The sequence below is a fragment of the Kitasatospora sp. SC0581 genome (genome assembly GCF_048159585.1).
Classification (GTDB): domain Bacteria; phylum Actinomycetota; class Actinomycetes; order Streptomycetales; family Streptomycetaceae; genus Kitasatospora.
The window spans coordinates 47954-74208 of record NZ_JBLRWA010000003.1 but is presented as its reverse complement, the minus strand read 5'-3'; the positions used below and the strand labels follow the sequence as shown (position 1 = coordinate 74208).

Annotated in this window: 26 protein-coding genes; 13 read left to right on the top strand and 13 right to left on the bottom strand. The window is 72.9% G+C overall.

Features of this window, described 5'->3' with window-relative positions:
• The first annotated feature begins 53 nt into the window (after positions 1-53).
• The 6 genes from ACLWS4_RS06555 to ACLWS4_RS06530 all read left to right on the top strand — a co-directional run bounded on the left by ACLWS4_RS06555 (position 54) and on the right by ACLWS4_RS06530 (position 7226).
• Entirely contained in the window at positions 54-1118 is a 1065-nt protein-coding gene (locus tag ACLWS4_RS06555; RefSeq protein ID WP_380744362.1) for a BMP family lipoprotein, read from the top strand.
• Between the two features lie 350 nt (positions 1119-1468).
• Complete coding sequence (locus ACLWS4_RS06550; RefSeq protein ID WP_375877444.1) at positions 1469-2995, top strand: ABC transporter ATP-binding protein; 1527 nt, start codon at positions 1469-1471, stop codon at positions 2993-2995.
• Between the two features lie 3 nt (positions 2996-2998).
• Positions 2999-4156 (top strand): ABC transporter permease, encoded by a 1158-nt coding sequence (locus ACLWS4_RS06545; protein WP_375877438.1) that lies wholly within the window; start codon positions 2999-3001, stop codon positions 4154-4156.
• Complete coding sequence (locus ACLWS4_RS06540; RefSeq protein ID WP_049649191.1) at positions 4153-5445, top strand: ABC transporter permease; 1293 nt, start codon at positions 4153-4155, stop codon at positions 5443-5445. Before ACLWS4_RS06545 ends, ACLWS4_RS06540 begins: the two co-directional genes overlap by 4 nt.
• Complete coding sequence (locus ACLWS4_RS06535) at positions 5442-5852, top strand: cytidine deaminase (RefSeq protein WP_049649192.1); 411 nt, start codon at positions 5442-5444, stop codon at positions 5850-5852. Before ACLWS4_RS06540 ends, ACLWS4_RS06535 begins: the two co-directional genes overlap by 4 nt.
• Positions 5853-5948: 96 nt before the next feature.
• On the top strand, positions 5949-7226 hold the full coding sequence (locus ACLWS4_RS06530; RefSeq protein WP_049649193.1) for a thymidine phosphorylase: 1278 nt from the start codon (positions 5949-5951) through the stop codon (positions 7224-7226).
• A gap of 177 nt (positions 7227-7403) precedes the next feature.
• On the opposite strand, the gene ACLWS4_RS06525 is transcribed toward ACLWS4_RS06530, so the two are convergent.
• Both ACLWS4_RS06525 and ACLWS4_RS06520 read right to left on the bottom strand, forming a co-directional pair.
• The gene (locus tag ACLWS4_RS06525) at positions 7404-7958 is read right to left on the bottom strand and encodes a Uma2 family endonuclease (protein WP_063780018.1); all 555 of its coding nucleotides are present in this window, start codon (positions 7956-7958) and stop codon (positions 7404-7406) included.
• A gap of 26 nt (positions 7959-7984) precedes the next feature.
• Entirely contained in the window at positions 7985-9265 is a 1281-nt protein-coding gene (locus ACLWS4_RS06520) for an MFS transporter (protein WP_416873579.1), read from the bottom strand.
• Positions 9266-9357: 92 nt separating this feature from the next.
• On the opposite strand from ACLWS4_RS06520, the gene ACLWS4_RS06515 reads away from it, so the two are divergent.
• The 3 genes from ACLWS4_RS06515 (at position 9358) to ACLWS4_RS06505 (ending at position 12300) form a co-directional block, all read left to right on the top strand.
• Positions 9358-10326: a LysR family transcriptional regulator gene (locus ACLWS4_RS06515; RefSeq protein WP_082345153.1), complete on the top strand. Its 969-nt coding sequence runs from the start codon at positions 9358-9360 to the stop codon at positions 10324-10326.
• Between the two features lie 199 nt (positions 10327-10525).
• Entirely contained in the window at positions 10526-11683 is a 1158-nt protein-coding gene (locus tag ACLWS4_RS06510; RefSeq protein ID WP_049649196.1) for an adenosine deaminase, read from the top strand.
• A gap of 230 nt (positions 11684-11913) precedes the next feature.
• Positions 11914-12300 (top strand): hypothetical protein, encoded by a 387-nt coding sequence (locus ACLWS4_RS06505; protein ID WP_049649197.1) that lies wholly within the window; start codon positions 11914-11916, stop codon positions 12298-12300.
• Positions 12301-12429: 129 nt separating this feature from the next.
• Here the strand turns inward: ACLWS4_RS06505 and ACLWS4_RS06500 are convergent, their stop codons facing one another.
• Positions 12430-12615 (bottom strand): PspC domain-containing protein, encoded by a 186-nt coding sequence (locus ACLWS4_RS06500; RefSeq protein WP_049649198.1) that lies wholly within the window; start codon positions 12613-12615, stop codon positions 12430-12432.
• 335 nt (positions 12616-12950) lie between these two features.
• Between ACLWS4_RS06500 and ACLWS4_RS06495 the strand changes: the two genes are divergently transcribed.
• The gene (locus ACLWS4_RS06495; RefSeq protein ID WP_416873578.1) at positions 12951-14351 is read left to right on the top strand and encodes a hypothetical protein; all 1401 of its coding nucleotides are present in this window, start codon (positions 12951-12953) and stop codon (positions 14349-14351) included.
• 92 nt (positions 14352-14443) lie between these two features.
• Here ACLWS4_RS06495 and ACLWS4_RS06490 read toward each other — a convergent pair whose 3' ends face one another.
• Positions 14444-15019, bottom strand: a complete 576-nt coding sequence (locus tag ACLWS4_RS06490) for a hypothetical protein (RefSeq protein WP_416873577.1) — start codon at positions 15017-15019, stop codon at positions 14444-14446.
• A gap of 149 nt (positions 15020-15168) precedes the next feature.
• Between ACLWS4_RS06490 and ACLWS4_RS06485 the strand changes: the two genes are divergently transcribed.
• Positions 15169-15849, top strand: a complete 681-nt coding sequence (locus ACLWS4_RS06485) for a PhzF family phenazine biosynthesis protein (protein WP_380779931.1) — start codon at positions 15169-15171, stop codon at positions 15847-15849.
• Here the strand turns inward: ACLWS4_RS06485 and ACLWS4_RS06480 are convergent.
• The 4 genes from ACLWS4_RS06480 to ACLWS4_RS06465 all read right to left on the bottom strand — a co-directional run bounded on the left by ACLWS4_RS06480 (position 15819) and on the right by ACLWS4_RS06465 (position 19229).
• Complete coding sequence (locus ACLWS4_RS06480) at positions 15819-16367, bottom strand: VanZ family protein (RefSeq protein WP_074003908.1); 549 nt, start codon at positions 16365-16367, stop codon at positions 15819-15821. The two genes, ACLWS4_RS06485 and ACLWS4_RS06480, sit on opposite strands and share 31 nt — an antisense overlap.
• Before the next feature lie 247 nt (positions 16368-16614).
• The gene (locus tag ACLWS4_RS06475; protein ID WP_416873576.1) at positions 16615-16947 is read right to left on the bottom strand and encodes a hypothetical protein; all 333 of its coding nucleotides are present in this window, start codon (positions 16945-16947) and stop codon (positions 16615-16617) included.
• A complete protein-coding gene (locus ACLWS4_RS06470) occupies positions 16944-18488 on the bottom strand; it encodes a sensor histidine kinase (protein ID WP_049654103.1) in 1545 nt (514 codons plus the stop codon). The genes ACLWS4_RS06475 and ACLWS4_RS06470 overlap by 4 nt, the downstream gene beginning before the upstream one ends.
• A gap of 63 nt (positions 18489-18551) precedes the next feature.
• On the bottom strand, positions 18552-19229 hold the full coding sequence (locus tag ACLWS4_RS06465; RefSeq protein ID WP_049654100.1) for a response regulator transcription factor: 678 nt from the start codon (positions 19227-19229) through the stop codon (positions 18552-18554).
• 380 nt (positions 19230-19609) lie between these two features.
• On the opposite strand from ACLWS4_RS06465, the gene ACLWS4_RS06460 reads away from it, so the two are divergent.
• Positions 19610-20482: a SigE family RNA polymerase sigma factor gene (locus ACLWS4_RS06460; RefSeq protein WP_416873751.1), complete on the top strand. Its 873-nt coding sequence runs from the start codon at positions 19610-19612 to the stop codon at positions 20480-20482.
• Between the two features lie 185 nt (positions 20483-20667).
• On the opposite strand, the gene ACLWS4_RS06455 is transcribed toward ACLWS4_RS06460, so the two are convergent.
• From ACLWS4_RS06455 to deoC, 5 genes are all read right to left on the bottom strand, one after another.
• Positions 20668-21306 (bottom strand): ATP-binding protein, encoded by a 639-nt coding sequence (locus ACLWS4_RS06455; protein WP_375876652.1) that lies wholly within the window; start codon positions 21304-21306, stop codon positions 20668-20670.
• Positions 21307-21362: 56 nt separating this feature from the next.
• Positions 21363-21779, bottom strand: a complete 417-nt coding sequence (locus tag ACLWS4_RS06450; protein ID WP_416873575.1) for a hypothetical protein — start codon at positions 21777-21779, stop codon at positions 21363-21365.
• A 258-nt stretch (positions 21780-22037) separates the two neighbouring features.
• Positions 22038-22940 carry an aldehyde dehydrogenase family protein gene (locus ACLWS4_RS06445; protein WP_416873574.1) on the bottom strand — a complete coding sequence of 301 codons (903 nt, stop codon included), beginning with the start codon at positions 22938-22940 and terminating at the stop codon, positions 22038-22040.
• A complete protein-coding gene (locus ACLWS4_RS06440; RefSeq protein ID WP_416873573.1) occupies positions 22933-24429 on the bottom strand; it encodes an aldehyde dehydrogenase family protein in 1497 nt (498 codons plus the stop codon). The genes ACLWS4_RS06445 and ACLWS4_RS06440 overlap by 8 nt, the downstream gene beginning before the upstream one ends.
• A gap of 5 nt (positions 24430-24434) precedes the next feature.
• Complete coding sequence (deoC, locus tag ACLWS4_RS06435) at positions 24435-25421, bottom strand: deoxyribose-phosphate aldolase (protein ID WP_079272367.1); 987 nt, start codon at positions 25419-25421, stop codon at positions 24435-24437.
• A 106-nt stretch (positions 25422-25527) separates the two neighbouring features.
• Here deoC and ACLWS4_RS06430 point away from each other — a divergent pair, with 106 nt between their 5' ends.
• Complete coding sequence (locus tag ACLWS4_RS06430) at positions 25528-26208, top strand: PH domain-containing protein (RefSeq protein ID WP_049654090.1); 681 nt, start codon at positions 25528-25530, stop codon at positions 26206-26208.
• Positions 26209-26255: the final 47 nt, after the last annotated feature.

Sequence of the window (26255 nt, the reverse complement as noted above, 5' to 3'; positions counted from 1 at the left end):
TTACGGTGGCGACCGACCACGCCAAACGGTTGCGTGTAGAAGGAGATATCCCCTTGCGCCGTTCAATGAAGCTCGCCGCGGTTGTGCTCTCGGGTTCCCTGGGCATGGCCTCGCTCGCCGCTTGCGGCGCAAAGAGCACCGACAACTCCTCCTCCGCCGGCTCGGGCGACGGTTCGCTCAAGGTCGGCATGGCCTACGACATCGGCGGCCGCGGCGACCAGTCGTTCAACGACTCCGCCGCCCGTGGCCTCGACAGGGCCAAGTCCGAGCTGGGCGTCTCCGTGACCGAGGCCGAGGCCAAGCAGGGCGAGGCCGAGGCCGACAAGGAGACCCGTCTCAAGAACCTGATCGACGCGGGCTACAAGACGATCGTCGCGGTCGGCTTCGTCTACCAGCCGGCCGTCAACAAGGTCGCCAAGGACAACCCGAACGTGAAGTTCGCGATCATCGACTCGAACGACAAGGACCAGCCGGCCAACGTCACCTCGCTGCTCTTCGCCGAGCAGGAGGGTTCGTACCTGGCCGGTGTCGCCGCCGCGAACAAGTCGAAGGCCAAGCACGTCGGCTTCATCGGCGGTGTGCAGTCCGAGCTGATCAAGAAGTTCGAGGCCGGTTACAAGGCGGGTGTGAAGTCCGTCGACCCGAACATCACGGTCGAGACCACCTACCTGAGCACCCCGCCGGACTTCACCGGCTTCGCCTCGCCCGACAAGGGCAAGGAGTCCGCCCAGGGTCAGCTCGACAAGGGCGCGGACGTCATCTACACCGCCGCCGGCTCCTCCGGCAACGGCGCCATCGAGGCCGTCGCCAACAAGCAGGGCGCCTGGGCCATCGGCGTCGACTCCGACCAGGCCAGCCAGCCGGCCCTGGCGAAGTACAAGAACAGCATCCTGACCTCGATGGTCAAGAACGTCGACACCGCGGTGTTCTCGTACGTCCAGTCGGTCAAGCAGGGCCAGACCCCGACCGGCATCAAGCTGTTCGACCTGAAGGCCGACGGCGTCTCGCTCGCCACCACCGGCGGCAAGATCGACGACATCCAGGACAAGCTGAAGGCCGCCGCCGACGCGATCAAGTCCGGCGCCACCACGATCCCGACCGCGCCGGCCGGCCAGTAAGGCCCGCGCGTCCCGGACGCCGCAGCGCCTGCCGCCTGCCCGGCAGCGCGACGCAACACGACACAGTTCACGGGAGGGGCCCGGCAGGGTGCGCTCAACGCGTACCCCCGGGCCCTGTTCCGTCTCCCCATGTTCCCCCTTGGCCCTCCCAGCGCAACGACGCGCCTCCAGACCACCAGGAGATCGCCATCACCGCATCCGACCCCGTCCCCCCGCGCGAGGACGGCACCCCCAGCGCGGGGACGGCGACACCGGCCGTCGAGCTGCGCGGCATCACCAAGCGCTTCCCGGGTGTCGTGGCCAACCACGACATCAACCTCACCGTCCGCACCGGCACCGTGCACGCCCTGATGGGTGAGAACGGCGCCGGCAAGTCGACGCTGATGAAGATCCTCTACGGCATGCAGAAGCCGGACGAGGGCACCATCGCGATCAACGGCGAGCTGTGCGAGTTCCACACCCCCGGCGACGCCATCTCCCGCGGCATCGGCATGGTGCACCAGCACTTCATGCTCGCCGACAACCTCACGGTGTGGGAGAACGTCGTCCTCGGCGGCGAGAAGCTCCACGGCATCGGCGCCAAGGCGAAGGCGAAGATCAAGGAGATCTCCGACCAGTACGGCCTGGGCGTGCGCCCGGACGCCCTGGTCGAGGACCTCGGCGTCGCCGACCGCCAGCGCGTCGAGATCCTCAAGGTGCTGTACCGCGGCGCCAAGATCCTGATCCTGGACGAGCCCACGGCCGTGCTCGTCCCGCAGGAGGTCGACGCGCTGTTCGACAACCTGCGGGACCTCAAGTCCGAGGGCGTCACCGTCATCTTCATCTCGCACAAGCTGCACGAGGTGCTCGCGGTGGCCGACGCGATCAGCGTCATCCGGCGCGGCACCACGGTCGGCGACGCCGACCCGAAGGCCGTCACCGCCCGCCAGCTCGCCGAGCTGATGGTCGGCGCCGAGCTGCCCTCCCCGGAGAGCCGCGAGTCGACCGTCACCGACACCGTGATGCTCGACGTCGAGGGCCTGCGGATCGCCAAGACCGACGCCGAGGGCATCGAGCGCGTCGTCCTGGACGACATCTCGCTGCGCATCCGCAAGGGCGAGATCCTCGGCATCGCCGGTGTCGAGGGCAACGGCCAGGCCGAGCTGGTCGAGGCCGTCATGGGCATGCTGCCGCTGAACGCCGGCACCGTCACCCTGGACGGCAAGGACCTCTCCGGCACCCTGACCCGGGCCCGCCGCGAGGCCGGCATCGGCTACATCCCCGAGGACCGCCACAAGCACGGCCTGCTGCTGGAGGCCCCGCTCTGGGAGAACCGCATCCTCGGCCACGTCACCGAGGCGCCCAACTCCAAGGGCCTGCTGCTGGACCCGGCCGCCGCCCGGACGGACACCTGGCGGATCGTCGAGGAGTACGACGTCCGCACCCCCGGCATCGAGGTCACCGCGGCCTCGCTCTCCGGCGGCAACCAGCAGAAGCTGATCATCGGCCGCGAGATGAGCCACCAGCCCAAGCTCCTGATCGCCGCCCACCCCACCCGCGGCGTGGACGTCGGCGCGCAGGCGCAGATCTGGGAGCACATCCGGGTCGCCCAGCGGGCCGGCCTGGCCGTCCTGCTGATCTCCGCGGACCTGGACGAGCTGATCGGCCTGTCCGACACCATCCGGGTCATCTACCGCGGCCGCCTGGTCGCCGACGCCGACCCGGCCACCGTCACCGCCGAGGACCTCGGTACCGCGATGACCGGTGCCGCCAGCGGCCACCTGGAGTCCGAGCCGGAGGCCGTCGCCGAGGCGCAGGCCGTCGCGGCCGAGGGCACCGGGGCCGAGGCCGGGCACCAGCCCACCGACACCGCCGACGACCCGCAGGCGGGGGAGTAACCCATGACCAGTCCCAATCCCGCAGCCGCGAAGCCCGGCCTGGCCCAGCGGTTCAGCGGTGAGCGGATCGTGCTCGCGCTGGCGGCGCCGGTGCTCGCGGTCCTGCTCTCCGTGGCGATCTGTTCCGTCCTGCTGGCGACCTCGGGAAAGAACCCGTTCGACGCCTGGAACGTGATGCTCACGTACGCCAGCAAGTCGGACGGCCAGGTGGGCATCCTCAACCGGTCCACCACCTACTACCTGGCCGCCGCGGCCGCCGCGTTCGGGTTCCGGATGAACCTGTTCAACATCGGCGTCGAGGGCCAGTACAAGGTCGCGGCGCTGTTCGCGGCCTTCGTCGGCGCCAAGGTGGACCTGCCGGCCTTCATCCAGATCCCGCTGCTACTGGTCACCGCCATGCTGGTCGGCGGCCTGTACGCGAGCGTCGCCGGTCTGCTGAAGGTCTACCGCGGCGTCAGCGAGGTCATCTCGACCATCATGCTGAACTCGATCGCGACCGCGATCATCGGTCTGCTGCTCGTCCCCGGCATCTTCGCGCCGAAGACCAGCGGCACCACCAACTCGATCCAGACCGAGCCGATCTCGCAGTCCAGCCACTTCTTCGCGATGGAGACGGCCGGCGGGACGCTCTGGGGCTTCATCTTCGTCGCCGCCCTGGTCGGCGTGGTCTTCCAGTTCGTGCTGACCCGCACCCGCTTCGGCTTCGACCTGCGCGCCACCGGCCGCTCGGAGTCCGCCGCGACCGCCTCCGGCGTGAACGTCAAGCGCATGGTGGTCATCTCGATGGTCGTCTCCGGCGCCATCGCCGGTCTGATCGGCCTGCCGGAGCTCCTGCAGAACTCGCACTACTTCGGCCAGAGCTTCCAGCCCGGCCTGGGCTTCCTGGGCATCTCGATCGCCCTGCTCGGCCGGAACAGCCCGATCGGCATCGCCTTCGCGGCGCTGCTGTTCGCCTTCCTGGACGTCACCGGCTCGGTGCTGCCGCTCCAGGGCGGCTTCCCCTTCGAGATCGTCGACGTCATGAAGGGCACCATCGTCATCTGCGTCGTCGTCGCGTACGAGCTGGTGCGCCGCTACGGCCTGAAGCGCCAGCAGCAGAAGGTCGGCGCCCAGCTCGCCGCCCAGGCCGCCGCGACCAGCAACAAGGAGGTTGCGGCATGAGCCAGAACTTCACGGTCGATTACTGGAAGCGGATCGTTTTTCCGCTCGGAGAGCCGTCGGGCGGACCCGCGAAGAAGCGCAAGCTGTCCTGGCCGGTCGTCCTGCTGCTGATCGCGGGCGCCCTGGTGCTGTTCTCCGCCGTGGGCATGGCCACCGGCAACCACTCGCTGACCTCCTCCGGGCAGATCACCGCCGCGCTCGGCGCGGCCGTGCCGATCGGCATGGCCGGTCTGGGCGGTCTCTGGTCCGAGCGGGCCGGTGTGGTCAACATCGGTCTCGAAGGCATGATGGTCGCCGGCACCTTCTGCGGTGCCTGGGCGGGCTACCTGGTCAACCCGTGGGTCGGCCTGCTGGCCGGCATGCTGGGCGGGGCGCTCGGCGGCCTGCTGCACGCGGTCGTCACCGTCACCTTCGGCGTCGACCACATCGTCTCCGGCGTCGGCATCAACCTGCTGATCCCCGGCATCTGCGCGTACGTCAACCGGATCTACTACAAGGACTACGTCTCGGCCGGTGCCGGCCAGAACCAGTCCCCGCCGGCGGACCCGCTGCCGTACATCACCGTCCCGGGCCTGTCCTCCGGGCTGAAGAGCATCGAGAACCACCACTGGTTCCTGGTCTCGGACGTCGCGGGCGTGCTCGGCGGCCTGGTCACCAACATCTCGGTGGTCGTGCTGGTGGCCGGCGCGCTGATCGTGGTCAGCTACTTCGCGCTCTGGCGCACGGTGTTCGGCCTGCGGCTGCGCTCCTGCGGCGAGAACCCGACCGCCGCCGAGTCGCTGGGCGTCAACGTCTACAAGTACAAGTACCTCGCGGTCATCGCCTCCGGTGCCTTCGCCGGGCTCGGCGGGGCGTACCTCTCGCTGGTCGCGGCGCACTTCTACAAGGACGGCCAGACCCTCGGCCGCGGCTTCATCGGCCTCGCCGCGATGATCTTCGGCAACTGGATGCCGGGCGGCCTCGCCATGGGCGCCGGCCTGTTCGGCTTCACCGACAGCCTCCAGCTGCGCGACCCGGAGTCGGTGCACGTGATGATCCTCATCGTGGGCATCGCGATGGTGCTGCTCGCGCTCTGGCACCTGTACCGCCGCAAGTACACCGCGACGGTGGCCTCCTTCGTGGTGGCGGCCGGCCTGATCGCCTGGTACTCGTTCACCGACGAGGTGCAGCGCCCGCTGATCGTCGCCACGCCGTACCTGATCACCCTGGTGGTGCTCTCGCTGGCCGCGCAACGGCTGCGGATGCCGAAGGCGGACGGCCAGATCTACCGCAAGGGCCAGGGCAAGTGACCGCCGACGGGCCCGCGGCGCCGCCCGCGATCGACTGGGAGCTGCTGCGTTCGGCGGCGCGCGAGGCCATGGGCCGCGCGTACGCGCCGTACAGCAGGTTCCCGGTCGGCGCGGCCGCGCTGGTGGACGACGGCCGGGTGGTCACGGGCTGCAACGTCGAGAACGCCTCGTACGGGCTGGGGCTGTGCGCCGAGTGCGGGCTGGTGTCCGCGCTGCACTCCTCCGGCGGCGGCCGGCTGGTCGCCTTCACCTGTGTGGACGGCGCCGGCGAACTGCTGATGCCGTGCGGGCGCTGCCGCCAGCTGCTGTACGAGCACGGCGGGCCGGGGCTGCTGATCGAACTGGCCTCGGGCATCAAGCCGATGAGCGAGGTCCTGCCCGACGCGTTCGGGCCGGAACGGCTCTAGCCTCCCTTTCTGTTACGCGCGTAGAGTGTCGCGAGTGGGCCGGAACCCGGTCATCTCGCGACACTCTTCGCTTTTGAAACCCCTCTTGGAGCACGCATGGACGCCATCTCCGTCATCAGGACCAAGCGCGATCGCGGAGAACTGAGCGACGCTCAGATCGACTGGGTCATCGACGCCTACACCCGCGGCGAGGTCGCCGACGAGCAGATGTCCGCACTGGCGATGGCGATCCTGCTGAACGGCATGAAGCCGCACGAGATCAGTCGCTGGACCGACGCCATGATCCGCTCCGGCGTCCGGATGGACTTCTCCTCGCTGCCGCTGCCCACCAGCGACAAGCACTCCACCGGCGGCGTCGGCGACAAGATCACCCTGCCGCTCGCCCCGCTGGTCGCCGCCTGCGGCGCCGCCGTCCCGCAGCTCTCCGGCCGCGGCCTCGGCCACACCGGCGGCACCCTGGACAAGCTGGAGTCCATCCCCGGCTGGCGCGCCCTGCTCTCCAACGAGGAGATGATGGACGTGCTGGGCTCCGTCGGCGCGGTGATCTGCGCGGCCGGCGACGGCCTCGCGCCCGCCGACAAGAAGCTGTACGCGCTGCGCGACGTCACCGGCACCGTCGAGGCCATCCCGCTGATCGCCTCCTCGATCATGTCGAAGAAGATCGCCGAGGGCACCGGCGCGCTCGTCCTGGACGTCAAGGTCGGCTCCGGGGCGTTCATGAAGAACCTGGACGACGCCCGCGAACTCGCCCGCACCATGGTCGGCCTGGGCACCACCGCCGGGGTCAACACCGTCGCCCTGCTCACCGACATGTCCACCCCGCTCGGCCTCACCGCGGGCAACGCGCTGGAGGTCCGCGAGTCCGTCGAGGTGCTCGCCGGCGGCGGCCCGGCCGACGTCGTCGAGCTCACCCTCGCGCTCGCCCGCGAGATGCTCGCCGCGGCCGGCGTCCACGGCAAGGACCCGGCGGACGCGCTGCGCGACGGCACCGCGATGGACCACTGGCGCCGCATGATCGCCGCCCAGGGCGGCGACGTCGACGCCCCGCTCCCGGTCGCCCGCGAGCAGCACGTCATCCCGGCCCCCGCCTCCGGCGTGCTCACCACGCTGGACGCCTACGCGATCGGCGTCAGCGCCTGGCGCCTGGGCGCCGGCCGCGCCCGCAAGGAGGACCCGGTGCAGGCCGGCGCCGGCATCGAGATGCACGCCAAGCCCGGCGACACCGTGGTGGCCGGCCAGCCCCTGCTGACCCTGCACACCGACACCCCCGAGCGCTTCGACTACGCCGTCGAGGCCCTGGCCGGCGGCATCGAGGTCGCCCCGGCGGGCACCGCCTTCACCCCGAACCCGATCGTCCTCGACCGCATCGCGTAGTCATACGGCCACCGCGTGTGCGGCAGCGTGCTCTACGCTGCCGCACACGGGAGTCGACCGCTTCAAGAGGCGTATGCGGGGGACTGCCGAGGTCACCCGGGCGCTGTGGGCCCGGAAGGTCTGCGAGCCGGGTGACGAGGAGCCCGCACCCGCCACCCGGGTGCGGGCTCCTGTGCGTCAGGCGTACGTGAGCAGACTGCCGGTGTCGAGCGTCCAGGGGCCGACGGCGATCGTGTCGCCGAAGGCGAACTTCTCCCGGGACTCGTAGCCGGGTTCCGAGTGCACGACGCCCGTGCCCGTGCGGGGATCGACGAGCAGGTAGAACGGGATCCCCATGGCCGAGTAGTCGCGCACCTTGTCGTGGTAGTCGTTCTCCGGGTTGGACTTGGAGACGATCTCCACGACGAGCAGAACCTCGTGCGGGAGGACCGCCCGCTGCTCGCCCTCCAGGGTCGCCTCGGGGAACACCATCAGGTCCGGGTTGCGCAGTCGGCCGAGCCCTGCGTCCTGGAGGTCCGCGCCGTGGTAGGCGATGTGACCCGGGTGGGTCGTCGGCAACTGGGCGTTGAGCTGCCGGGAGAGGCGCAGCACGGCGAGCTCGTGGCGCTTCACGGGCGACATCATCATGACGATCTGGCCGTCGGCGATCTCGATCTTCCCTATCCCCGGCACCTTCGGCAGCTGATCCGCGATCTCGAGCAACCGGGCGTACACAGCAGGATCGATGCTCATATTCCGGAGTGTATCGGCGGCCGCCGTCAAGCGTCCGCGACCGTTCGCCGGGCGGTGGTGTGGGCCTGGCGGGTGGCGTAGAGGGTGACGGCGGCGGCGAGGGTCATGGCGGTGAGGCCGACGGTGGCGGCGCCGGGCCAGCCGGTGGCGTGGTAGGCGTCGGCGCCGAGGGTGCCGCCGAGGCTGTTGCCGAGGTAGTAGGCGATCAGGTAGAGGGCGGAGGCCTGGGCGCGGCCCTCGGTGGCGGTGCGGCCGACGGAGGAGGAGGCGGTGGCGTGGCCGGCGAAGAAGCCGGCGGTGATCAGGACCAGGCCGAGCAGGGCGCAGGTGAGGGATTCGGCGAGGGAGAGCAGCAGGCCGGCCGCGGTCACGCCGATGGAGACGTAGAGGGCGCCGCGCCGGCCGAGGCGGCCGGCGAGCCGGCCGGCCGCGGCGGAGGTGCCGGTGCCGACCAGGTAGACCACGAAGATCGAGGCGGCGATCGACTCCGGCAGGTGGAAGGGCGCGGCGATCAGCCGGTAGCCGACGGTGTTGTAGACCGCGCCGAACACCGCCATGAACAGCATGCCGAGCAGGTACAGCCGTAGCAGCAGCGGGTTGCGCAGGTGCCGTCCGACGGTGCGGGTGAGCGCGCGGGCGTCCACCGGGGCCGGGGTGAAGTGCCGGGCGGCGGGGATCAGCAGCCGGAAGGCGAGGGTGGCGAGCAGGGCGAGGACGGCGGAGGCGGCGAGGCCCCAGCGCCAGCCGAGTCCGGCGGCGGTCCAGCCGGAGAGCAGTCGGCCGCCCATGCCGCCGATGCTGTTGCCGGCCACGTACAGGCCCATCGCGGAGGGCAGGGCGCTGGGGTGGACCTCCTCGGCGAGGTAGGCCATGGCGGTGGCGGGGAGCCCGGCGAGGACGGCGCCCTGGAGGACGCGCAGGACGACGAGGGTGGTGAGGTCCGGCGCGAAGGGCAGGGCGAGGGCGAACGCGGAGGCGGCGAGGGTGGAGGCCGTCATCACCGCGGTGCGGCCGTACCGGTCGGAGAGCGCGCTGGCCGGGAGCAGCCCGAGGGCGAGGCCGAGGGTGGCGGCGGAGGCCGTCCAGCTGGCCTGGCCGGGGGTGAGGTCGAGGTCGGCCGAGAGGATCGGCAGCAGGCCCTGGGTGGAGTAGAGCAGGACGAAGGTCGCGACCCCGGCGGCGAACAGGGCGAGGTTGGCGCGGCGGAAGGCGCGCTGGCCGGGGCGGTGGCGGTCGTCGGCGGTGAGGGTGGCGGTGGCGGGGGCATCCGGGGTGGTCACGGATGCCCCGGTATCGGCGGGCTGCATGTCGTCGACCGTAGGCCTGTCGGCGTTGATGCGTCCAATGCATGAAGTGTGGATGATCGATGCACTGGCGTATGAGTCGAGGTGGTGCGGGGATGTCCGGTCCGGAATCGGTGGACGGCGGGGAACAGCGGTACCGGGTGGCCGAGTTGGGGCCGGAGGAGCCGGCCGTGCTGCTGGCGCCCCGGCTGGCCCGGTTCGCGGCGGTGGCCCGGCTGGAGCACGTGACCCAGGCGGCCGCGCTGCTCGGGGTGCCGCAGCCGACGTTGTCGCGCGCGGTGGCCGGGCTGGAGGAGGAGCTGGGGGTGGACCTGCTGGCCCGCCAGGGCCGTACGGTCCGGCTGACCAGGGCGGGCCGGCTGCTGCTGGCCTCGGTGGAGCGGGCGCTGGCCGAGCTGGAGCGGGGTGCGGAGGCGGCCCGGGCGGAGGCGGACCCGGCGGTGGGCCTGGTGGCCTTCGGGTTCCTGCACACGATGGGGCCGGACGCGGTGCCGGCGCTGCTGCGAGGCTTCCGCGCGGAGCACCCGCGGGTGCGGTTCCAGCTGGTGCAGGACTACGGCGCGGCGATGCTGGAGCGGCTGCGGGCCGGGGAGTTGGACCTCTGCCTGGTCGCGCCGCTGCCGGAGGACCCGGCGTTCGCCGCCCGGCCGCTGGACGAGCAGCGGCTGCACCTGGTCGTCCCGGCGGACCACCGGCTGGCCGGGCGGCGGCGGATCCGGCTGGCGGAGGTGGCGGAGGAGCCGTTCGTCGGGCTGGAGCAGGGGTACGGGCTGCGCGCGATCACGGACGGCTTTTGCGCGGAGGCCGGGTTCGTCCCCCGGCTGGCGTTCGAGGGGGAGGAGGCGGAGACGCTGCGCGGGCTGGTGGCGGCCGGGCTGGGGGTGGCGCTGCTGCCGCCGGCCCTGGTGCCGCGGCCGGGGGTGGTGGAGCTGGAGGTGACGGCGCCGCGGACCCGGCGGGCGATCGGGTTGGCCTGGGCGGCGGGGCGGCCGCTGGCCCCGCCGGCGCGGGCGTTCCGGGACTTCGTGCTGTCCCGGCGCGGGCGGCTGCTGCAGCACGACTGAGAACGCCGTCGTGCGGCGCGACTGACGTCGTGGTGCGGTAGGGCCGGCGCCGTCGTGCGGCGCGACCGGGCCCGTCGCGGCGGCGGGTTGACGCTTTGGTGGATCGTATGGACCGGTCGGTGGAATTCCGGGTGGAGTTTGGACCATCCGGCGGTGTTCGCGGTGGTCGGTCTACGCGCGTAGGGGCTATATTTCCGCAATGGAACAGCAGATCCCCGTCACCACCGCGGGCACCGGCCCGCGCATCCCCACTCCCGACCAGATCCGCCGCGCGCCGAAGGTCCTCCTGCACGACCACCTGGACGGCGGGCTGCGCCCGGAGACCGTGGTCGAGCTGGCCGCCGCCTGCGGCTACCAGGGCCTGCCCACCACCGACCCCAAGGAGCTCGGCGAGTGGTTCCGCGAGGCCGCCGACTCCGGCTCGCTGGTCCGCTACCTGGAGACCTTCGCGCACACCTGCGCCGTGATGCAGACCCGTGAGGCGCTGATCAAGGTCGCCGCGGACTGCGCCGAGGACCTGGCCGCCGACGGTGTCGTGTACGCCGAGGTCCGCTACGCCCCCGAGCAGCACCTGGAGGCCGGACTGAGCCTGGACGAGGTCGTCGAGGCCGTCCAGGAGGGCTTCCGCCTCGGCGAGGCCAACGCCCGCGCGGCCGGCCACCGGATCCGCGTCGGCACCCTGATCACCGCGATGCGGCACGCCGCCCGCTCGCAGGAGATCGCCGAACTGGCCAACCGCCACCGGGACTCGGGCGTCGTCGGCTTCGACATCGCCGGTGCCGAGGCCGGCTACCCGCCCACCCGCCACCAGGCCGCCTTCGACTACCTCAAGGGCGAGAACAACCACTTCACCATCCACGCGGGCGAGGCCTTCGGCCTGCCGTCGATCTGGGAGGCCCTGCAGTGCTGCGGCGCCGACCGGCTCGGCCACGGCGTGCGGATCGTCGACGACATCACGGTGGGCGAGGACGGCACGGTCGAGCTCGGCCGGCTGGCCGCGTACGTGCGCGACAAGCGCATCCCGCTGGAGATGTGCCCGACCTCCAACATCCAGACCGGCGCCGCCGCCTCGTACGCCGAGCACCCGATCGGGCTGCTCAGCCGGCTGAAGTTCCGGGTCACCGTGAACACCGACAACCGGCTGATGAGCGGCACCAGCATGAGCCGGGAGTTCGGCCACGTGGTGGACGCCTTCGGCTACACCCTGGGCGACCTGGAGTGGTTCACGGTGAACGCGATGAAGTCCGCGTTCCTGCCCTTCGACGAGCGGCTGGCGATGATCAGCGACGTGATCAAGCCGGGCTACGCCGAGCTGAAGGCGGAGTGGCTGTTCAGCGCGGGCACCGGCGGCAACTGAGCCTCCGGGGCGCGGCGCCCCGGCGCGCGCCGGTCGGATGAACTCCAGGCTCCTGCAAGGGGGTTGGTGTTCATCCGACTACTCACTCGGGTGAGTGAACGCCCTTTGGCTCCCGCGTGACCTGCTCACTACGGTGTGCCAGTCATGCCGAAACGTCGCGGCGGCGGTCGCCCGTCCGCCGGTCCCGTGCGCGAAGTCGGCGACCGACGAGGACCCAAAGGGGACCAACCATGAAGCAGGCTCTCAAGGCCGCCGGTACCGCGGCGCTCGGCATCGCCATCGTGGCGGTCGGCGCCGGTGCCGCCTCCGCGGCCGACGGCCAGGCGGCCGGCGGCCTCGGGCTGCCCACCGGCGCGTTGACGAACCCGGCGGTGACCGGTGCGGTCACCGACACCGCCGCCAAGCTGCCCGCCGCAGGCAAGGTGACCGAGACGCTGGGCACCCTCGCCCCGAGCGTCGGCAAGGCCGTCCCCGCCGGGGACACCCCGCTGGCCGGCGTCACCGAGCAGCGCGCCGCCCAGCAGCGCGCCGCGCTCCCGACCATCCCCGGTCTGGACAAGACCCCGATCGGCGGGCTGACCAGCACCCTCCCGGCCATCCCCGGCCTGACCGGCTGAGCCACGGCCCACGGCACGGCGACGGGCCGCCCACCCCGGAGACCCCGGGGCGGGCGGCCCGTCGCCGTGCGGTGAGGCCCGGTCGCCCCCGGGCCGCTTGGTCGAGGGCGGGTCCCCGGGCCGCCGGGCTTACGGCTCCTGGGGGAGCAGCACCCAGAGGGCCAGGTAGAGCAGGAACTGGGGGCCGGGCAGCAGGCAGGAGAGCAGGAAGATCACGCGGACGGTCCACGGGGTCAGGCCGAAGCGTTCGGCGATCCCGGCGCAGACACCGGCGAGGACGCGGTTGCGGCGAGGACGGGCGAGGCGCGCACTCATGATTCTCTCCCTGTGGTGGCGGCCCGGTCCGGCAGGTCCGGTGGGCTGGTTCCATCCTCCGCCGCCGTCGGCCCCCGGGCCTCAGCCCGGCAGGTGATTCCCGGCCCCGAAGGGTCACCGGTGAGTCGTAGCCGGATGTCGGGGTTCCCTCGGGGTGGTCCCGGGGAACCGAGTGCGGTCCTCGGTCCGGACCGCCGGACGGGGCTCGGTAGGATGCTGCCGATCGCGGTCGGCCGGGGGGCGGACGAAAGCCCGACACTGTTGCGAAACGATCTCCCGTGCAAGCGATTTCACGTCCTGATGGGTTCTCTCCCGCATTCTCCCGTGAGGTTGGATTGCACATTCGGCAGCGCAGATTCCTGACCGCGACCACCGCCGTCACCCTGGCCTCCGGCCTGGCCGCCGTCGGGGTCGCGGCCGTCTTCGCCGCGCCGGAGGCCGTCGCGCTGTCCCCGGGCGCCCGGACCCGCCCCTCGCCGGTCACGATCGCCTTCGGCGGCCTTCCCGGCACCGTCACGGCGGGGGGCGCGCCGGTGGAGTTCACCGCGACGCTCCGGAACACCGCCGACCACCGGCTGGACGTGCCGTCCTCGGCCTTCGTCGTCGCGGACGCCGGCGCCGGCGCGGGGCAGGGCCACTTCCGGCTGGAGTACCGGGCGCCCGGCGGCACCCGGTGGCAGGACGCCAGGGCGAACCCCGCGGGCACGGGCGCCGTCTGGGCGCTCGACCAGCCCGCCGTGCTGTCGCTGCCGGCCGGCGCCGAGGCCGTCTACCGGCTGCGGCTCACCGTCACCGCCGACGCCCCGGCCGGCCGGGTGGCACCGGGCTTCGACTCCGTGGTCTCGGACCCGGCCCTGCCGCCGGAGCAGCGCGCCACCGACGCGAGCAGCGGCCGCCCGGAGCTGGTCATCGTTCCGGCGGGGGCGCCGACCACCGCGCCGGCCACCGCACCGGCCACGGCGCCGCCCGCCCCGGCGGCCACCGCGGAGGTCGGGCTCCACGGGGTGCCCGTCGTGTTCACGGTGGGCGGCGAGGCGAAGCCGTTCACACTGGTCCTCACCAACCGGAGCGGCCGGGAGCTGCGGGTCGTGCCCGCGGTCGTGTTCCAGGGGGCGGCCGAACTTCCTTCGGACACGGTCGAGTTGGAGTTCCGTGCCGCCGACGGGCAGTGGCGGGGCGCCACCCCGGGCCGCGGCCCGGACCACCCGAACCGGCTCGACTTCGCGCTGCGGACCGGGGACGGGGACGCCGACGTCATCACGCTGGCGAAGGGCGAGAGCCGCACCGTCGACCTCCGGCTGGCCTTCACCAAGGACGCGCCGATCCTGTTCGAGTCCCTGACGGCCGTGTCGCGCACCCTGCCGGAGCGGGGCGAGAGCGCGGCCGAGGCGGCCGGTCCGGCGGCCGACTTCATCACCGTGGCCGCGACGGGCGCCACCGCCGCACCCGCTCCGACCTTCGTGGACGCCGCCCCGGACCCGGACGTGCCGGAGCGGGCCGCCGCCCCGGTCCTCCCGGTCGTGCGGGCCACCGGCACGTCGCCGAGCCCGGCGGGGGCCGGCTCGCCGATGGTCACCGCCGCCGCCCCGGCCGGGGACGGCGGGCTGGCCTCCACCGGCGGCGGCAGGGCCACGGAGCCGATGGCGATCACCGGGGCGACCGCGATCGCCCTCGGCCTCGGCACCCTGGTGGTGGCGTGGCGCCGCAACCGCGTGCGGGGCGGCACCGGGGACTGAGCCGGACACGCCGGAAGGCCCGTCCGTCGCCGCTTCGCAGCGGGTGACGGGCGGGCCTTCCGGCGTTCGTACGGCGGTACGGCTCGGCGCGATCAGCCGGCCGGGTGCTGCGGCGGCTGCGGCTGCGCGTACGGGTTGTCCGCCACCGGCTGCGGCGGGACACCCGGCTGGTACGGCGAGGCGCCCGGCGCCGGGGCGGGCGGCACGGGGGCACCGGCCGGCGGCGGGACGGGCGCGCCCGGCTGCGCGGCGTACGGGGCCTGCGGGGCGTTGGGGTTGAACGGCGCCTGCTGGGCGGCGTTCGGGTTGAACGGCGCGTTCGGGTTGAACGCCCCCTGCGGCGCGTTCGGGTCGAACGGGGCGGCCGCCTGCGCGGGCTGCTTCTTGGCGTTGCTGCGCTCCACCAGCGCCTTCACCGAGGCGACGATCATGCCGACCGGCAGGATGAACGCCTTGAAGAAGATGGTGTACGTGCCGCCCTCGAAGACGAACGCCAGGTAGTAGGCGTACCCCAGGAACGCGAGGCCGAGGACGAGGTTGAGGATGCGCAGGCCGACCTTCAGTCCGCCGGCCGCGACCCCGAGGGCCACCATGATGGCGCCGCTGAGGGCCAGCAGTACGACGTACCAGGAGAAGAGCGGTTCGGCGCTGAAGTCGAGATTGTTCACGGGGGCTTTCCTGGGAGGGGAAGGAGAAAAACGGCGGGAACCGTTCGGGGACGACAGCGCACAGTACTGGAGGCGGCCGACATCCGTCGCCGCCTTTGTGTCACGGTGTCATTGCGCCGGTCCGGAGCGGGAGTAGACGAGGTGGGGAAATGACGGGGTTTGAGGTGCTGCGGGTCTTTTGCGGGCCCGACGGGAGCCACGGGAACGCGCTCGGGGTGGTGCGCGACGGCGCCGCCGTGCCGGGTCGCGCGGACCGGCAGCGGGTCGCGCGCGAACTGGGCTTCAGCGAGACGGTGTTCGTCGACGACCCGGAGCGCGGGGAGATCGACATCTACACCCCGTCGGTGCGCCTGCCGTTCGCCGGCCACCCTTGCGTGGGCGCCGCCTGGCTGCTCGGGGTGGACCGGTTGGTCACGGCCGCCGGCGAGGTGGCCGTGCGGCGCGAGGGCGGGCTGATCCGGATCGAGGCCCGGCCCGAGTGGGCCCCGGGGCGCACGCTGCGGCCGTACGGTTCGGCGGCCGAGGTGGAGGCGCTGGAGGTGCCGCCGCCGGGGGAGTGGGTCTACGCCTGGGCCTGGCAGGACGAGGCGGCCGGCACCGTCCGGGCCCGGGCCTTCCCCGGGCGGGGCGACGGGATCGACGAGGACGAGGCGACCGGTGCGGCCGCCCTGCTGCTGGCCGCGCACCTCGGCCGGGCGCTGACCATCACCCAGGGCCGGGGCTCGCGGCTGCTGGCCGGGCCGCGCCCGGGCGGGCTGGTCGAGGTCGGCGGCCGGGTGGTCCGGGACCCGCGGCCGGATCAGCCGGCCGGGGGCGTCGGCTCCGCGTAGGCGCGCCGCCGGGCGGCGGGCGTGACGGCGGCGACCGAGGTGGCGGCCGCGGCCGAGGTGGCGGCGGCGACCGAGGCGACGGCCGGCGGCACCGAGAGCACCGTCATCCGGGGCACCCGCGGCCGCCGGTCCCGCAGCAGGTGCCGCAGGCCCGGGACGAGCGCGAGGTGGACGACGGCCACGCCGACCACGGCGAGCAGGATGTGGTCCACGTTGAGGACGTGCCCGGGTGCCCAGGAGGAGAGGAACTCCAGCGCGGTCGCCAGCAGCGCGGAGGCGCCGGTGGTGCGCAGGAAGGACGGCAGCCAGGGGGCCCGGAGCCGGCCGCCGGCCAGCGGCAGCAGGACCCCGAGCGGGGCCAGCAGCAGGAGTTCGCCGACCACCTGCCAGCCGCTGGAGGAGCGGAGCGAGGCGAACGGCGTCAGGTTGGCGTCGTACACCCAGGCCACCGGCAGCGGTCTCAGCACCAGCCAGAGCACCAGTGCCAGGTGGCCGGTGAGGCCCGCCAGTCCGGCCAACCGGAGGGGACGGTGGACGGCCGCCGCCGGGTTGCTCTCGGTCCCCGCGCCGGAACGCTCGTCGCGTGTCCTGGTGCCATCTCGCTGCACGGGGGGAAGGACGTGGGCCGACGTCACGTCGGTTCCACACCCGGCGTGAACATTCCCAAACGCGCCCCCGAACCCCCTTCCCGCCCCCCTCCCGCCCCTTGCCGGCGGCCTGCCCGCAGGGCGGCCCACTTACTGGGCGGCCCACCCCCAGGGCGGGCTACCGGCAGGGCGAGGCCGTCGGCACCGCGCTGAACACGTTGTCCGGCGGCGGGCTGCCCGGCGCCACCGGGGTGGGCGACGGGCTCGGGCTCACGCCCGCCTTGGTGCCGCGGGTCGGGGACACGGTCGGGGCCGGGCCCGGCGGGGTGGCCAGGGCCGCCGGTATGTGCGGGGAGGTCGGGCAGGCCGTCCGGCTGGCGGGCGCGCCGGCGTCGACCGGCACGGCGGTCGGCCGGATGCCGCAGCCGGAGGCCAGCGCGACCAGCAGCAGCACGCCGGCGCCGCGGCGCAGGACGGTGCGGGGGGCAACGGTGTCGGTGGGGCTGGTCACGTGGCGTCCTTGTCCTCGGCGGCGTCGCCGGCGGGGCCGCCCTCGGCCTCGCCCGCGGACGGCGGAGGCGGCGGGGCCAGCGGCAGCGTCAGGGTGAACACCGCGCCGACCTCCCCGTTCGCCGCCGTGATCGTTCCCCCGTGTATCTGCGCGTTGGCCATCGCGATCGACAGGCCGAGGCCGCTGCCCTCCGAGCGGGCCCGCCCCCGGTCCGCCTTGTAGAAGCGGTCGAAGACGTGCGGCAGCACGTCCTCCGGGATGCCCGGGCCGCTGTCGGAGACCTCGACCACGACCGACTCCCCGTCCTGCCGGACCTTGACCCGCACCGGCGAGCCGCCGTGCTTCAGCGCGTTGCCGATCAGGTTCGCGAAGACCACGTCGAGCCGGCGCGGGTCGACCACGGCCAGGATGCCGCGCGGGGCGTCCAGTTCGACCGCGTCGTACCAGGCCCGCCCGTCGATGCAGGACATGATCAGGTCGGCGATGTCCACCTCGTCGGCGACCAGCCTGGCGGTACCGGCGTCGAAGCGGGTCACCTCCATCAGGTTCTCCACCAGGTCGGACAGCCGCCGGGTCTCGCTGACCACGAGCCGGACGGCCGGCTCGATCATCGGGTCCAGCGACTCGGCCTCGTCCTCCAGGATGTCCGTCACGGCGGTCATCGCGGTCAGCGGGGTGCGCAGCTCGTGCGACATGTCGGCGACGAACCGCCGGCTCTGCGCCTCGCGCGCGCTCAGCTCCTCGACCTGCTCGTGCAGCTGCTCCGCCGTCCGGTTGAAGGTCCTCGCCAGGTCGGCGAGCTCGTCCGAGCCGTCGACCTCCAGCCGGGTGTCCAGGTGCCCCTCGCCGAGCCGCCGGGCGGCGTCGCCGAGCCGCTTGACCGGCCTCAGCACGGTGGCCGAGGCGGCCTGGGCGAGCAGCGCCGAGCCGATCAGCGCGAACAGCGTGGCGATCGCCAGCGACCAGCCCAGGGTGTTGAGGTCGGCCCGCTCGTTCTCCAGCGACTTGAACATGTACGCCGTCGGGCCGTTCGGCACCACCTTGGTGCCGCCGATCACGAACGGCCGGCCCTCCAGGTTCTGCCGCTGCCAGTACAGGTGGTACGGGTACGGGTTGTTCTCGGTGATCTCGCGCGGCTTGGCGACGGTGGACTGCAGCGCGGTCGGCACGTCGGCCAGCGTGAAGTGCGCGGGGTCGGAGGAGGCCGGGCACTCCGGGTGCGCCGCGTCGACCACCACCACGTCGTACGTCAGGCCGGAGCTGGCCACGGTGGACGCCAGCGAGGCCAGCTCCTGGCAGGTCGCGTTCAGCGGCAGGTCGGAGACGTTGCGGGTGAGCGAGACCCGGAAGTCGTTCAGCACGGTGTTCTGGGCGCGCTTGAGCACCGCGTCGCGGTTCAGCCAGTACGCGATGCCGGAGGCCGAGACGGCGGCGAGCAGCGCGACGGCCGCGAACACCGCGATCAGCCGCACCCGCAGGGAGCGCAGCCGACGCCACCGGCCCGTCGAGAACCGCCGGGCAGTCGTCTGATGGTCAGTCACAAGAGCCTGTCGTGGTACGGGAGTTCAGAGGTCGGAGGAGGGGCCGGCGGCCGGGTCGCGGGGTCAGGCCGGCGGGTCCAGCCGGTAGCCCACCCCGCGGACGGTGCGGATCAGCGTCGGCGCGGACGGCACGTCCTCGACCTTGGCCCGCAGCCGCTGCACGCACGCGTCCACCAGGCGGGAGTCGCCGAGGTAGTCGTGCTCCCAGACCAGCCGCAGCAGCTGCTGGCGGGAGAGCGCCTGGCCGGGGCGGCGGCTGAGCTCCAGCAGCAGCCGCAGCTCGGTCGGGGTGAGCTGGAGGTCGAGTCCGTCCTTGGTGACGGTCATCGCCGCGCGGTCGATCACCACGGTGCCGTAGGCCGAGGAGTCCGAGCTCTCCCGTTCGCCGCGCCGCAGCACCGCCCGGATCCGGGCGTCCAGCACCCGCGGCTGCACCGGTTTCACGACGTAGTCGTCCGCGCCGGACTCCAGGCCCACCACCACGTCGATGTCGTCCGAGCGGGCGGTCAGCAGGATGATCGGCAGCTGGTCGGTGCGGCGGATCCGGCGGCACACCTCGAAGCCGTCGATGCCGGGCAGCATCACGTCGAGCACGATCAGGTCGGGCCGCTGCTCCTTGAAGAGACGCAGACCGTCCTCACCGGAGGCAGCGGTGGCCACGCGGTGGCCCTGGCGGGTGAGGGCGAGTTCGAGGCCGGTCCGGATGGCGTCGTCGTCCTCGATCAGAAGGAGGAAAGGCACGGCCCCATTTTGGCCCACCGGCAGCGCCGAATCACCCCCCGGACCACCCACCGTCCCTTCTGGAACCGGAACGCGTGCCACCGGCGTCAGGTTCACAGGGGGGCGGTCCGGGACTTTCGGACGGCTCCTGTGACACCCCTGTGACAGTCGGCGGACAGCGCCATCACAACCGGCGGGCAGGATTTTCCATGTCGCCGCAGGACAGCGGGCCGCAAGGCCGGCTGAAGGGCGGCTACCGGAACCGCTCGTACCGACCCAGGGGGCGCACGATGAACGCCACGCTTCAGACCCGGACCAACCCGGCTGTCCGCACCGCGCGTTCGTCAGCCACGTCCCACCGGACCCGGTACGAGGTCAGGACCGACGAGAACTCCGGTGCCGTGACCGTGCGGGGGTGCGCGCACAGCACCGGTGGAAACCCTGTCGCCCGTCGGGTGAGCGGCGGCGGCAGGACGGGGGAGCTGTACGGGATCGGCCGTCTGGGGAGTTCGGCCGACTCCGCCACCACCCTCACGCTGCGGGGGATCCTCCCCGTCCGCGTCGAGGGCAAGGACGCCCCGGGGGGGAACCGGGGGACCGGGGGGAACGGTCTGCGGACGGTCGGTTCGGGGGAGCCGACCGGTCGCGAGGCCGCCGGTGCGACGCTGCTGCGGCTGAACCCCGCGGCGGCCCGCACCACCGAGGCCGGGCAGGGAGGCGCGCAGGGGGAGCACCCGGCCGTCGCGGAGGACCACATCACGGAGTTCACCGCGTACGTGCGCGAGCGCCGCGCCTCCCTGTACGCCACGGCCTACCACCTGACCGGTGACCGCTACGAGGCCGAGGACCTGCTGCAGAGCGCGCTCTTCAGCACCTACCGGGCCTGGGGCCGGATCACCGACAAGGCCGCGGTCGGGGGCTACCTCCGCCGCACCATGACCAACCTGCACATCTCCGCCTGGCGGCGCCGCAAGGTCAACGAGTACCCGACCGAGGAGCTGCCGGAGACGGCCGGCGACACCGACGCGATGGGCGGCACCGAGCTGCGCACCGTGCTCTGGCAGGCGCTGGCGAAGCTGCCGGAGAACCAGCGCACCATGCTGGTGCTGCGGTACTACGAGGGCAAGACCGACCCGGAGATCGCCGGCGTGCTGGGGATCAGCGTCGGCACGGTCAAGAGCAGCATCTGGCGCGCCCTGCGCCGGCTGCGCGAGGACGAGCACCTGAACAAGTCCGGCGACACCGTCCGGGCGTTCGGCGAGCTGGTCGCGTAACGAGGACTCCCGTCGGGGGACGGGAAGCGGACGGTCACGGTCCGGGGGCAGCGGCTCGGGGGAGCACGCCCGTGGGGGAGCCGAAGACCGTTCGGGGAAGGCGAAGGGCCCGGTGCGGGGGAGACGCACCGGGCCCTTCGTCATGCCCTGGGGGTTCGGCCGTACCGGGCTCGGCCGTACGGGGTTCAGGCGGCGGAGAGCTCGCCGGCCCGGGTCGCGGCGCGGATCCGCCGCTCGGCCTCCGGCCCGGCGCACGCGTACGAGCCGAGCGCGACCTGCCGTCCGACGATGGACCGCTCGGCCCGCATCAGCCGCAGGCCCCGGCGCAGCAGCACCGGCAGCGACTTGCGGCCCTCCCGGACGTCCCGGCGCAGCCGGCGCCAGGCCGTGGTGAGCGCGCCGTTGCGCAGGCACAGGGCGTCGCCGAGCAGGCCCTGGTCGGCGCACTCGGCGGTGATCTCGGCGGCGAAGATGCCCTCCGCGATGAACGCGTCCGCCCCGTCCAGCTCCAGGCCGCGGGTGCCGATCCGGCCGTTGTCCGGGATCGAGTACACCGGGACGTCGGTGCGGCCGTGCTCGTGCAGGGCGCGGATCGCGGCGACGGCCTGGTCGCGGTGCCAGGCCAGCGGGGAGTCCCAGTCGACGGCGCCATCCGGCAGCCGCGGCAGGGTCGGGTCGTCCCCGTCCTTGTAGAAGTCGTCGAGCTGGAGCACCGGCAGGCCGCTGCGCTCGGCGAGCGAGGACTTCCCCGACCCGGAGGGCCCGGAGAGCAGGATCACCCGGGCATGCCCGGTCGGTGCGGGGTTCATGGGGGAGTCACTCACGGGACACCAGTCTGACGCATCCCGGCCGGTTGCCGAAACCGGCCGGGGCGGACCTTCTACCGCGCCCCTGCCCCTGGCTTCGACTGTGACGCCGGGTCGGCGAGGGCGACGTGGACCATCGGCAGGTAGCGGCTGTCCACCTGGAGGTAGACCGGTTCGTCGGCGCCGGGCGGCTGGTAGGCGGTGGCGGCCCAGTCCGGGCTGTGCCAGGTGTCGGGCTCGGGCTCGTGGAAGGTCCCGCCGGCGGGCAGTTCGCACCGGCCGGTGTCGCGGGTGACCAGGGCCACGGTGTCGGCGCCGGGCCTGATGCGCAGGCTGCCGTTGACGTAGTCGGGCTGCCGCTCGGACCGGGCCGAGCAGGGCACCCTGACCGGGCGGCCCGCGGCCAGCCGCCGCCTGGTGCGGGCCACGTGCCACGTGCGGTAGAAGCCGTCCGCGAACAGTGCCGTCAGCTCGCCGATGAACTCGCCCATGCGTCCCCCCGGTCGTTCCCCTGGCCGTCTCCGTCACCGGTGATTCTGGCCGGGCCGGTGGGGCGGGCGGGAGCGTCGAAAGTCGGCGGCGCGGGTGACGAAAGTCGACGGGCCGACGGCGGGAGCACCCCGGGAACGCCGACGGACCCGCGCCAGGGGGGGAGAGGCGCGGGTCCGTCCTGTGACCGTCCGGGCCCTGGGGGGGTGAGGGCACTGGGGACGGCCAGTCTGTGGAGTTGTTACCCGGAGTACCGGAGGTCAGATCCCCTTCGGGTGCCAGACCGTCTTCGTCTCCAGGAACGAGAGTAGCCGCTTTGTACCCGGCGCATTGGTCCAGTCCTGGGCGAACGGGTCCAGCGCCGGACGGACCACCCTCTTCAGGGTATCCGCGGCGGCCGCCTCCAGCGCGTACGCCGCGCCGGGACCGTCGGCGGCGATGGCCCCGGTGAGGTCCAGCGCGTTGACGTCCTGGTGCGAGGCCAGGATGGGGGCGATGTCCGCGGTCCGGCCCGAGACGATGTTGACCACGCCGCCCGGGACGTCCGAGGTGGCCAGCACCTCGCCCAGCGACAGCGCGGGCAGCGGGGCGTCCGCGGCGGCCGCGACCACGACCGTGTTCCCGGTGGCGATCGCCGGGGCGATCACCGAGACCAGGCCGAGCAGCGAGTGCCCGTACCCGGCCTGCGGGGCGACGACCCCGACCACACCGGTCGGCTCCGGGGAGGAGAGGTTGAAGTACGGACCGGCGACCGGGTTGGCGCCGCCCGCGATCTGGGCGACCTTGTCGGTCCAGCCCGCGTACCAGACCCAGCGGTCGATCGCGGCGTCCACCAGCGCGGCGGCCTTCTTCGGGCCGATGCCCTCGGAGACGGCCACCTCGGCGGCGAACTGCTCGCGCCGGCCCTGGAGCATCTCGGCCACCCGGTACAGCACCTGGCCGCGGTTGTACGCGGTGGTGCCGGCCCAGCCCTTGACCGCCTTGCGGGCGGCCAGGACGGCGTCACGGGTGTCCTTGCGGGTGCCCAGCGGGGCGTTGGCGAGCCACTCGCCCTTGGAGTCGGTCACCTCGTACACCCGCCCGCTCTCGGAGCGCGGGAACTTCCCGCCGACGTACAGCTTGTAGGTCTTGAAGACGTCAAGACGCGTTGCGACATCAGACATCGAGGGCCTCGACATTCAGGTAGGGCTCCAGACCGTGGCGGCCACCCTCGCGGCCGTAGCCCGACTCCTTGTAGCCGCCGAACGGCGAGGTCGGGTCGAACTTGTTGAAGGTGTTGGCCCAGACCACGCCGGCCCTGAGGCGGTCCGCCATCCAGAGGATGCGCGAGCCCTTCTCCGTCCAGATGCCGGCGGAGAGGCCGTACGGGGTGTTGTTGGCCTTCTCGACCGCCTCGGCGGGGGTGCGGAAGGTCAGCACCGACAGGACCGGGCCGAAGATCTCCTCCTGGGCGATCCGGTGGGCCTGGCTGACGCCGGTGAACAGGGTCGGCTTGAACCAGAAGCCGGTGCCCGGGAGTTCGCACTCCGGCGACCAGCGCTCGGCGCCCTCGGCCTCGCCGGCGTCGGTCAGCGCGGTGATCCGGGCCAGCTGCGCGGCGGAGTTGATGGCGCCGATGTCGGTGTTCTTGTCCAGCGGGTCGCCGACCCGCAGGGTGCCCATCCGGCGCTTCAGGGCGTCCAGCAGCTCGTCCTGGACGGACTCCTGGACCAGCAGGCGCGAACCGGCGCAGCAGACGTGGCCCTGGTTGAAGAAGATGCCGTTGACGATGCCCTCGACGGCCTGGTCGATCGGCGCGTCGTCGAAGACGATGTTCGCGGCCTTGCCGCCCAGCTCCAGCGAGAGCTTCTTGCGGGTGCCGGCCAGCTGCTTGGCGATGGCGCGGCCGACCGGGGTGGAGCCGGTGAACGCGACCTTGTTGACGTCCGGGTGGGAGGTCAGCGCGGCGCCGGTGCGGCCGTCGCCGGTGATGATGTTGACGACGCCCTTCGGCAGACCGGCCTGGCGGCAGATCTCGGCGAAGCGCAGCGCGGTCAGCGGGGTGGTCTCGGCCGGCTTCAGGACGACCGTGTTGCCGGTCGCCAGCGCGGGCGCGATCTTCCACGCCAGCATCAGCAGCGGGAAGTTCCACGGGATGACCTGGCCGGCCACGCCCAGCGGCTTCGGGTTGGGACCGAAGCCGGCGTAGTCCAGCTTGTCGGCCCAGCCCGCGTAGTAGAAGAAGTGCGCGGCGACCAGCGGCAGGTCGACGTCGCGGGTCTCGCGGATCGGCTTGCCGTTGTCGATCGACTCCAGCACGGCCAGCTCGCGGCTGCGCTCCTGGATGATCCGGGCGATCCGGAACAGGTACTTGGCGCGCTCGCTGCCGGGCAGCGCCGACCAGTCGGCGAAGGCCTTGCGGGCGGCGGCGACCGCGCGGTCCACGTCCTCCTCGGTGCCCTGGGCGAACTCGGCGAGCACCTGCTCGGTGGCCGGGTTGACCGTCTTCAGGGCCTCGTTGCCGGAGGAGTCGACGAACTCGCCGCCGATGAAGTGGCCGTAGGAGGTGGCGATGTCGCCCGCGGCGGCCGGCGACTCGGGGGCCGGGGCGTAGGCGAAGAGGCCGCCGGCGGGCTTGGCCACGGGCTCCTCGGTGTTCTTCTTCTTGGCCATGGTGATCAGTCCACCGTCACGTAGTCGGGGCCGGAGTAGCGGCCGGTGGCCAGCTTCTGGCGCTGCATCAGCAGGTCGTTGAGCAGGCTGGAGGCGCCGAAGCGGAACCAGTGCTGGGTCAGCCAGTCGTCGCCGAGGGTCTCGTTGACCATCACCAGGTACTTCATGGCGTCCTTGGTGGTGCGGATGCCGCCGGCGGGCTTGACGCCGACCTGGACGCCGGTGGCCGCGCGGAAGTCGCGGACCGCCTCCAGCATCAGCAGGGTGACCGGCGGGGTCGCGTTGACGGCGACCTTCCCGGTGGAGGTCTTGATGAAGTCGGCGCCGGCCAGCATCGCCAGCCAGGAGACCCGGCGGACGTTGTCGTAGGTCTGGAGCTCGCCGGTCTCGAAGATCACCTTGAGGTGGGCGGAGCTGCCGTCGGGGCGCTTGCACGCCTCCTTGACGGCCACGATCTCGTTGAAGACGTCGAGGTAGCGGCCGGAGAGGAAGGCACCGCGGTCGATCACCATGTCGATCTCGTCGGCGCCCGCGGCCACCGCGTCGGCGGTGTCGGCGAGCTTGACCGGGAGGGCGGCGCGGCCGGCCGGGAAGGCGGTGGCCACGGAGGCGACCTGGATGTCGGTGCCCTCCAGGGCGGCCTTCGCGGTGGCGACCATGTCCGGGTAGACGCAGATGGCGGCGACGCGGGGGGTGGTCGGGTCGGTCGGGTCGGGGGTCCTGCCCTTGGCGCACAGTGCGCGCACCTTGCCGACCGTGTCCGCGCCCTCCAGCGTGGTCAGGTCGATCATCGAGATCGCCAGGTCGATGGCGTACGCCTTCGCCGTGGTCTTGATCGAGCGGGTACCGAGAGCGGCGGCACGCGCCTCCAGGCCGACCTGGTCGACGCCGGGCAGGCCGTGCAGGAACCGGCGGAGCGAGGCCTCGGACGCAGCAACGTCCTGAAGGCCGCTGCCCGCAACGCCGAGGGCATTGGCTGCAACAGTGGACATAGTCACCAGAGCAGCATATCTACGCGCGTAGTGGGCCGCCAGGGCACCTGCCATTCGTGGCCGGACCGAGACCTCAGGGTGAGGGGCATGGGGCAGAATCGTCGACATGACCGATTCCGACGGCAAGCCCGGCCAGGGCCCCGCCGCCCCCGACGGGGAGCCCGAGTACGCGGACCGCGTGTACCGCTCTGTCCCCGGTGTGATCTCCGGAGTGCTGCTGCTGGTGGTCGCCGCCTGGCTGATCGGCGACGCGGTGGTGAGCGGGACGGGCAAGACGCCGTACGTCTCGCTCGCCGCGGTGCCGGTGTTCGCCTTCCCGGTGATCGCGTACACGCTGCGCCCGGCCGTGACGGCCGGCCGCGACCGGCTGGTGGTGCGCAACCCGTGGCGGACCGTCGTCGCGCCGTGGGCCTCGGTGGACGCGCTGCGCGCGGGGTACTCGGTCGAGCTGCTCGCGGGCGGGAAGAAGTTCCAGGTCTGGGCGGTGCCGGTGTCGCTGCGGCAGCGCAAGCGGGCCACCCGGGCGCAGAACCCCAGCGCCGCCGAGCACGCCTCCCGGACCGGTCTGGGGCTGGGGATGGCCAAGCGGACCAACCCGGTCGTCCAGGGCTCGCCCGACCCCACCCGCGCCTGGTCCGACCAGGTCACCGCCGTCCTCCAGGAGCTGGCCGAGCGCAACGCCGCCCGCCCCGCCGCCGCGGGCCCGGTCGAGGTCCGCTGGTGCTGGTGGGTCATCGCCCCCACCCTGCTCGGCCTGGTCGCGCTGATCACCGTCATCGCGGTCTGACACCGCGCAAACGCGACGGAGGGGCCCGCCGGTCACGACCGGCGGGC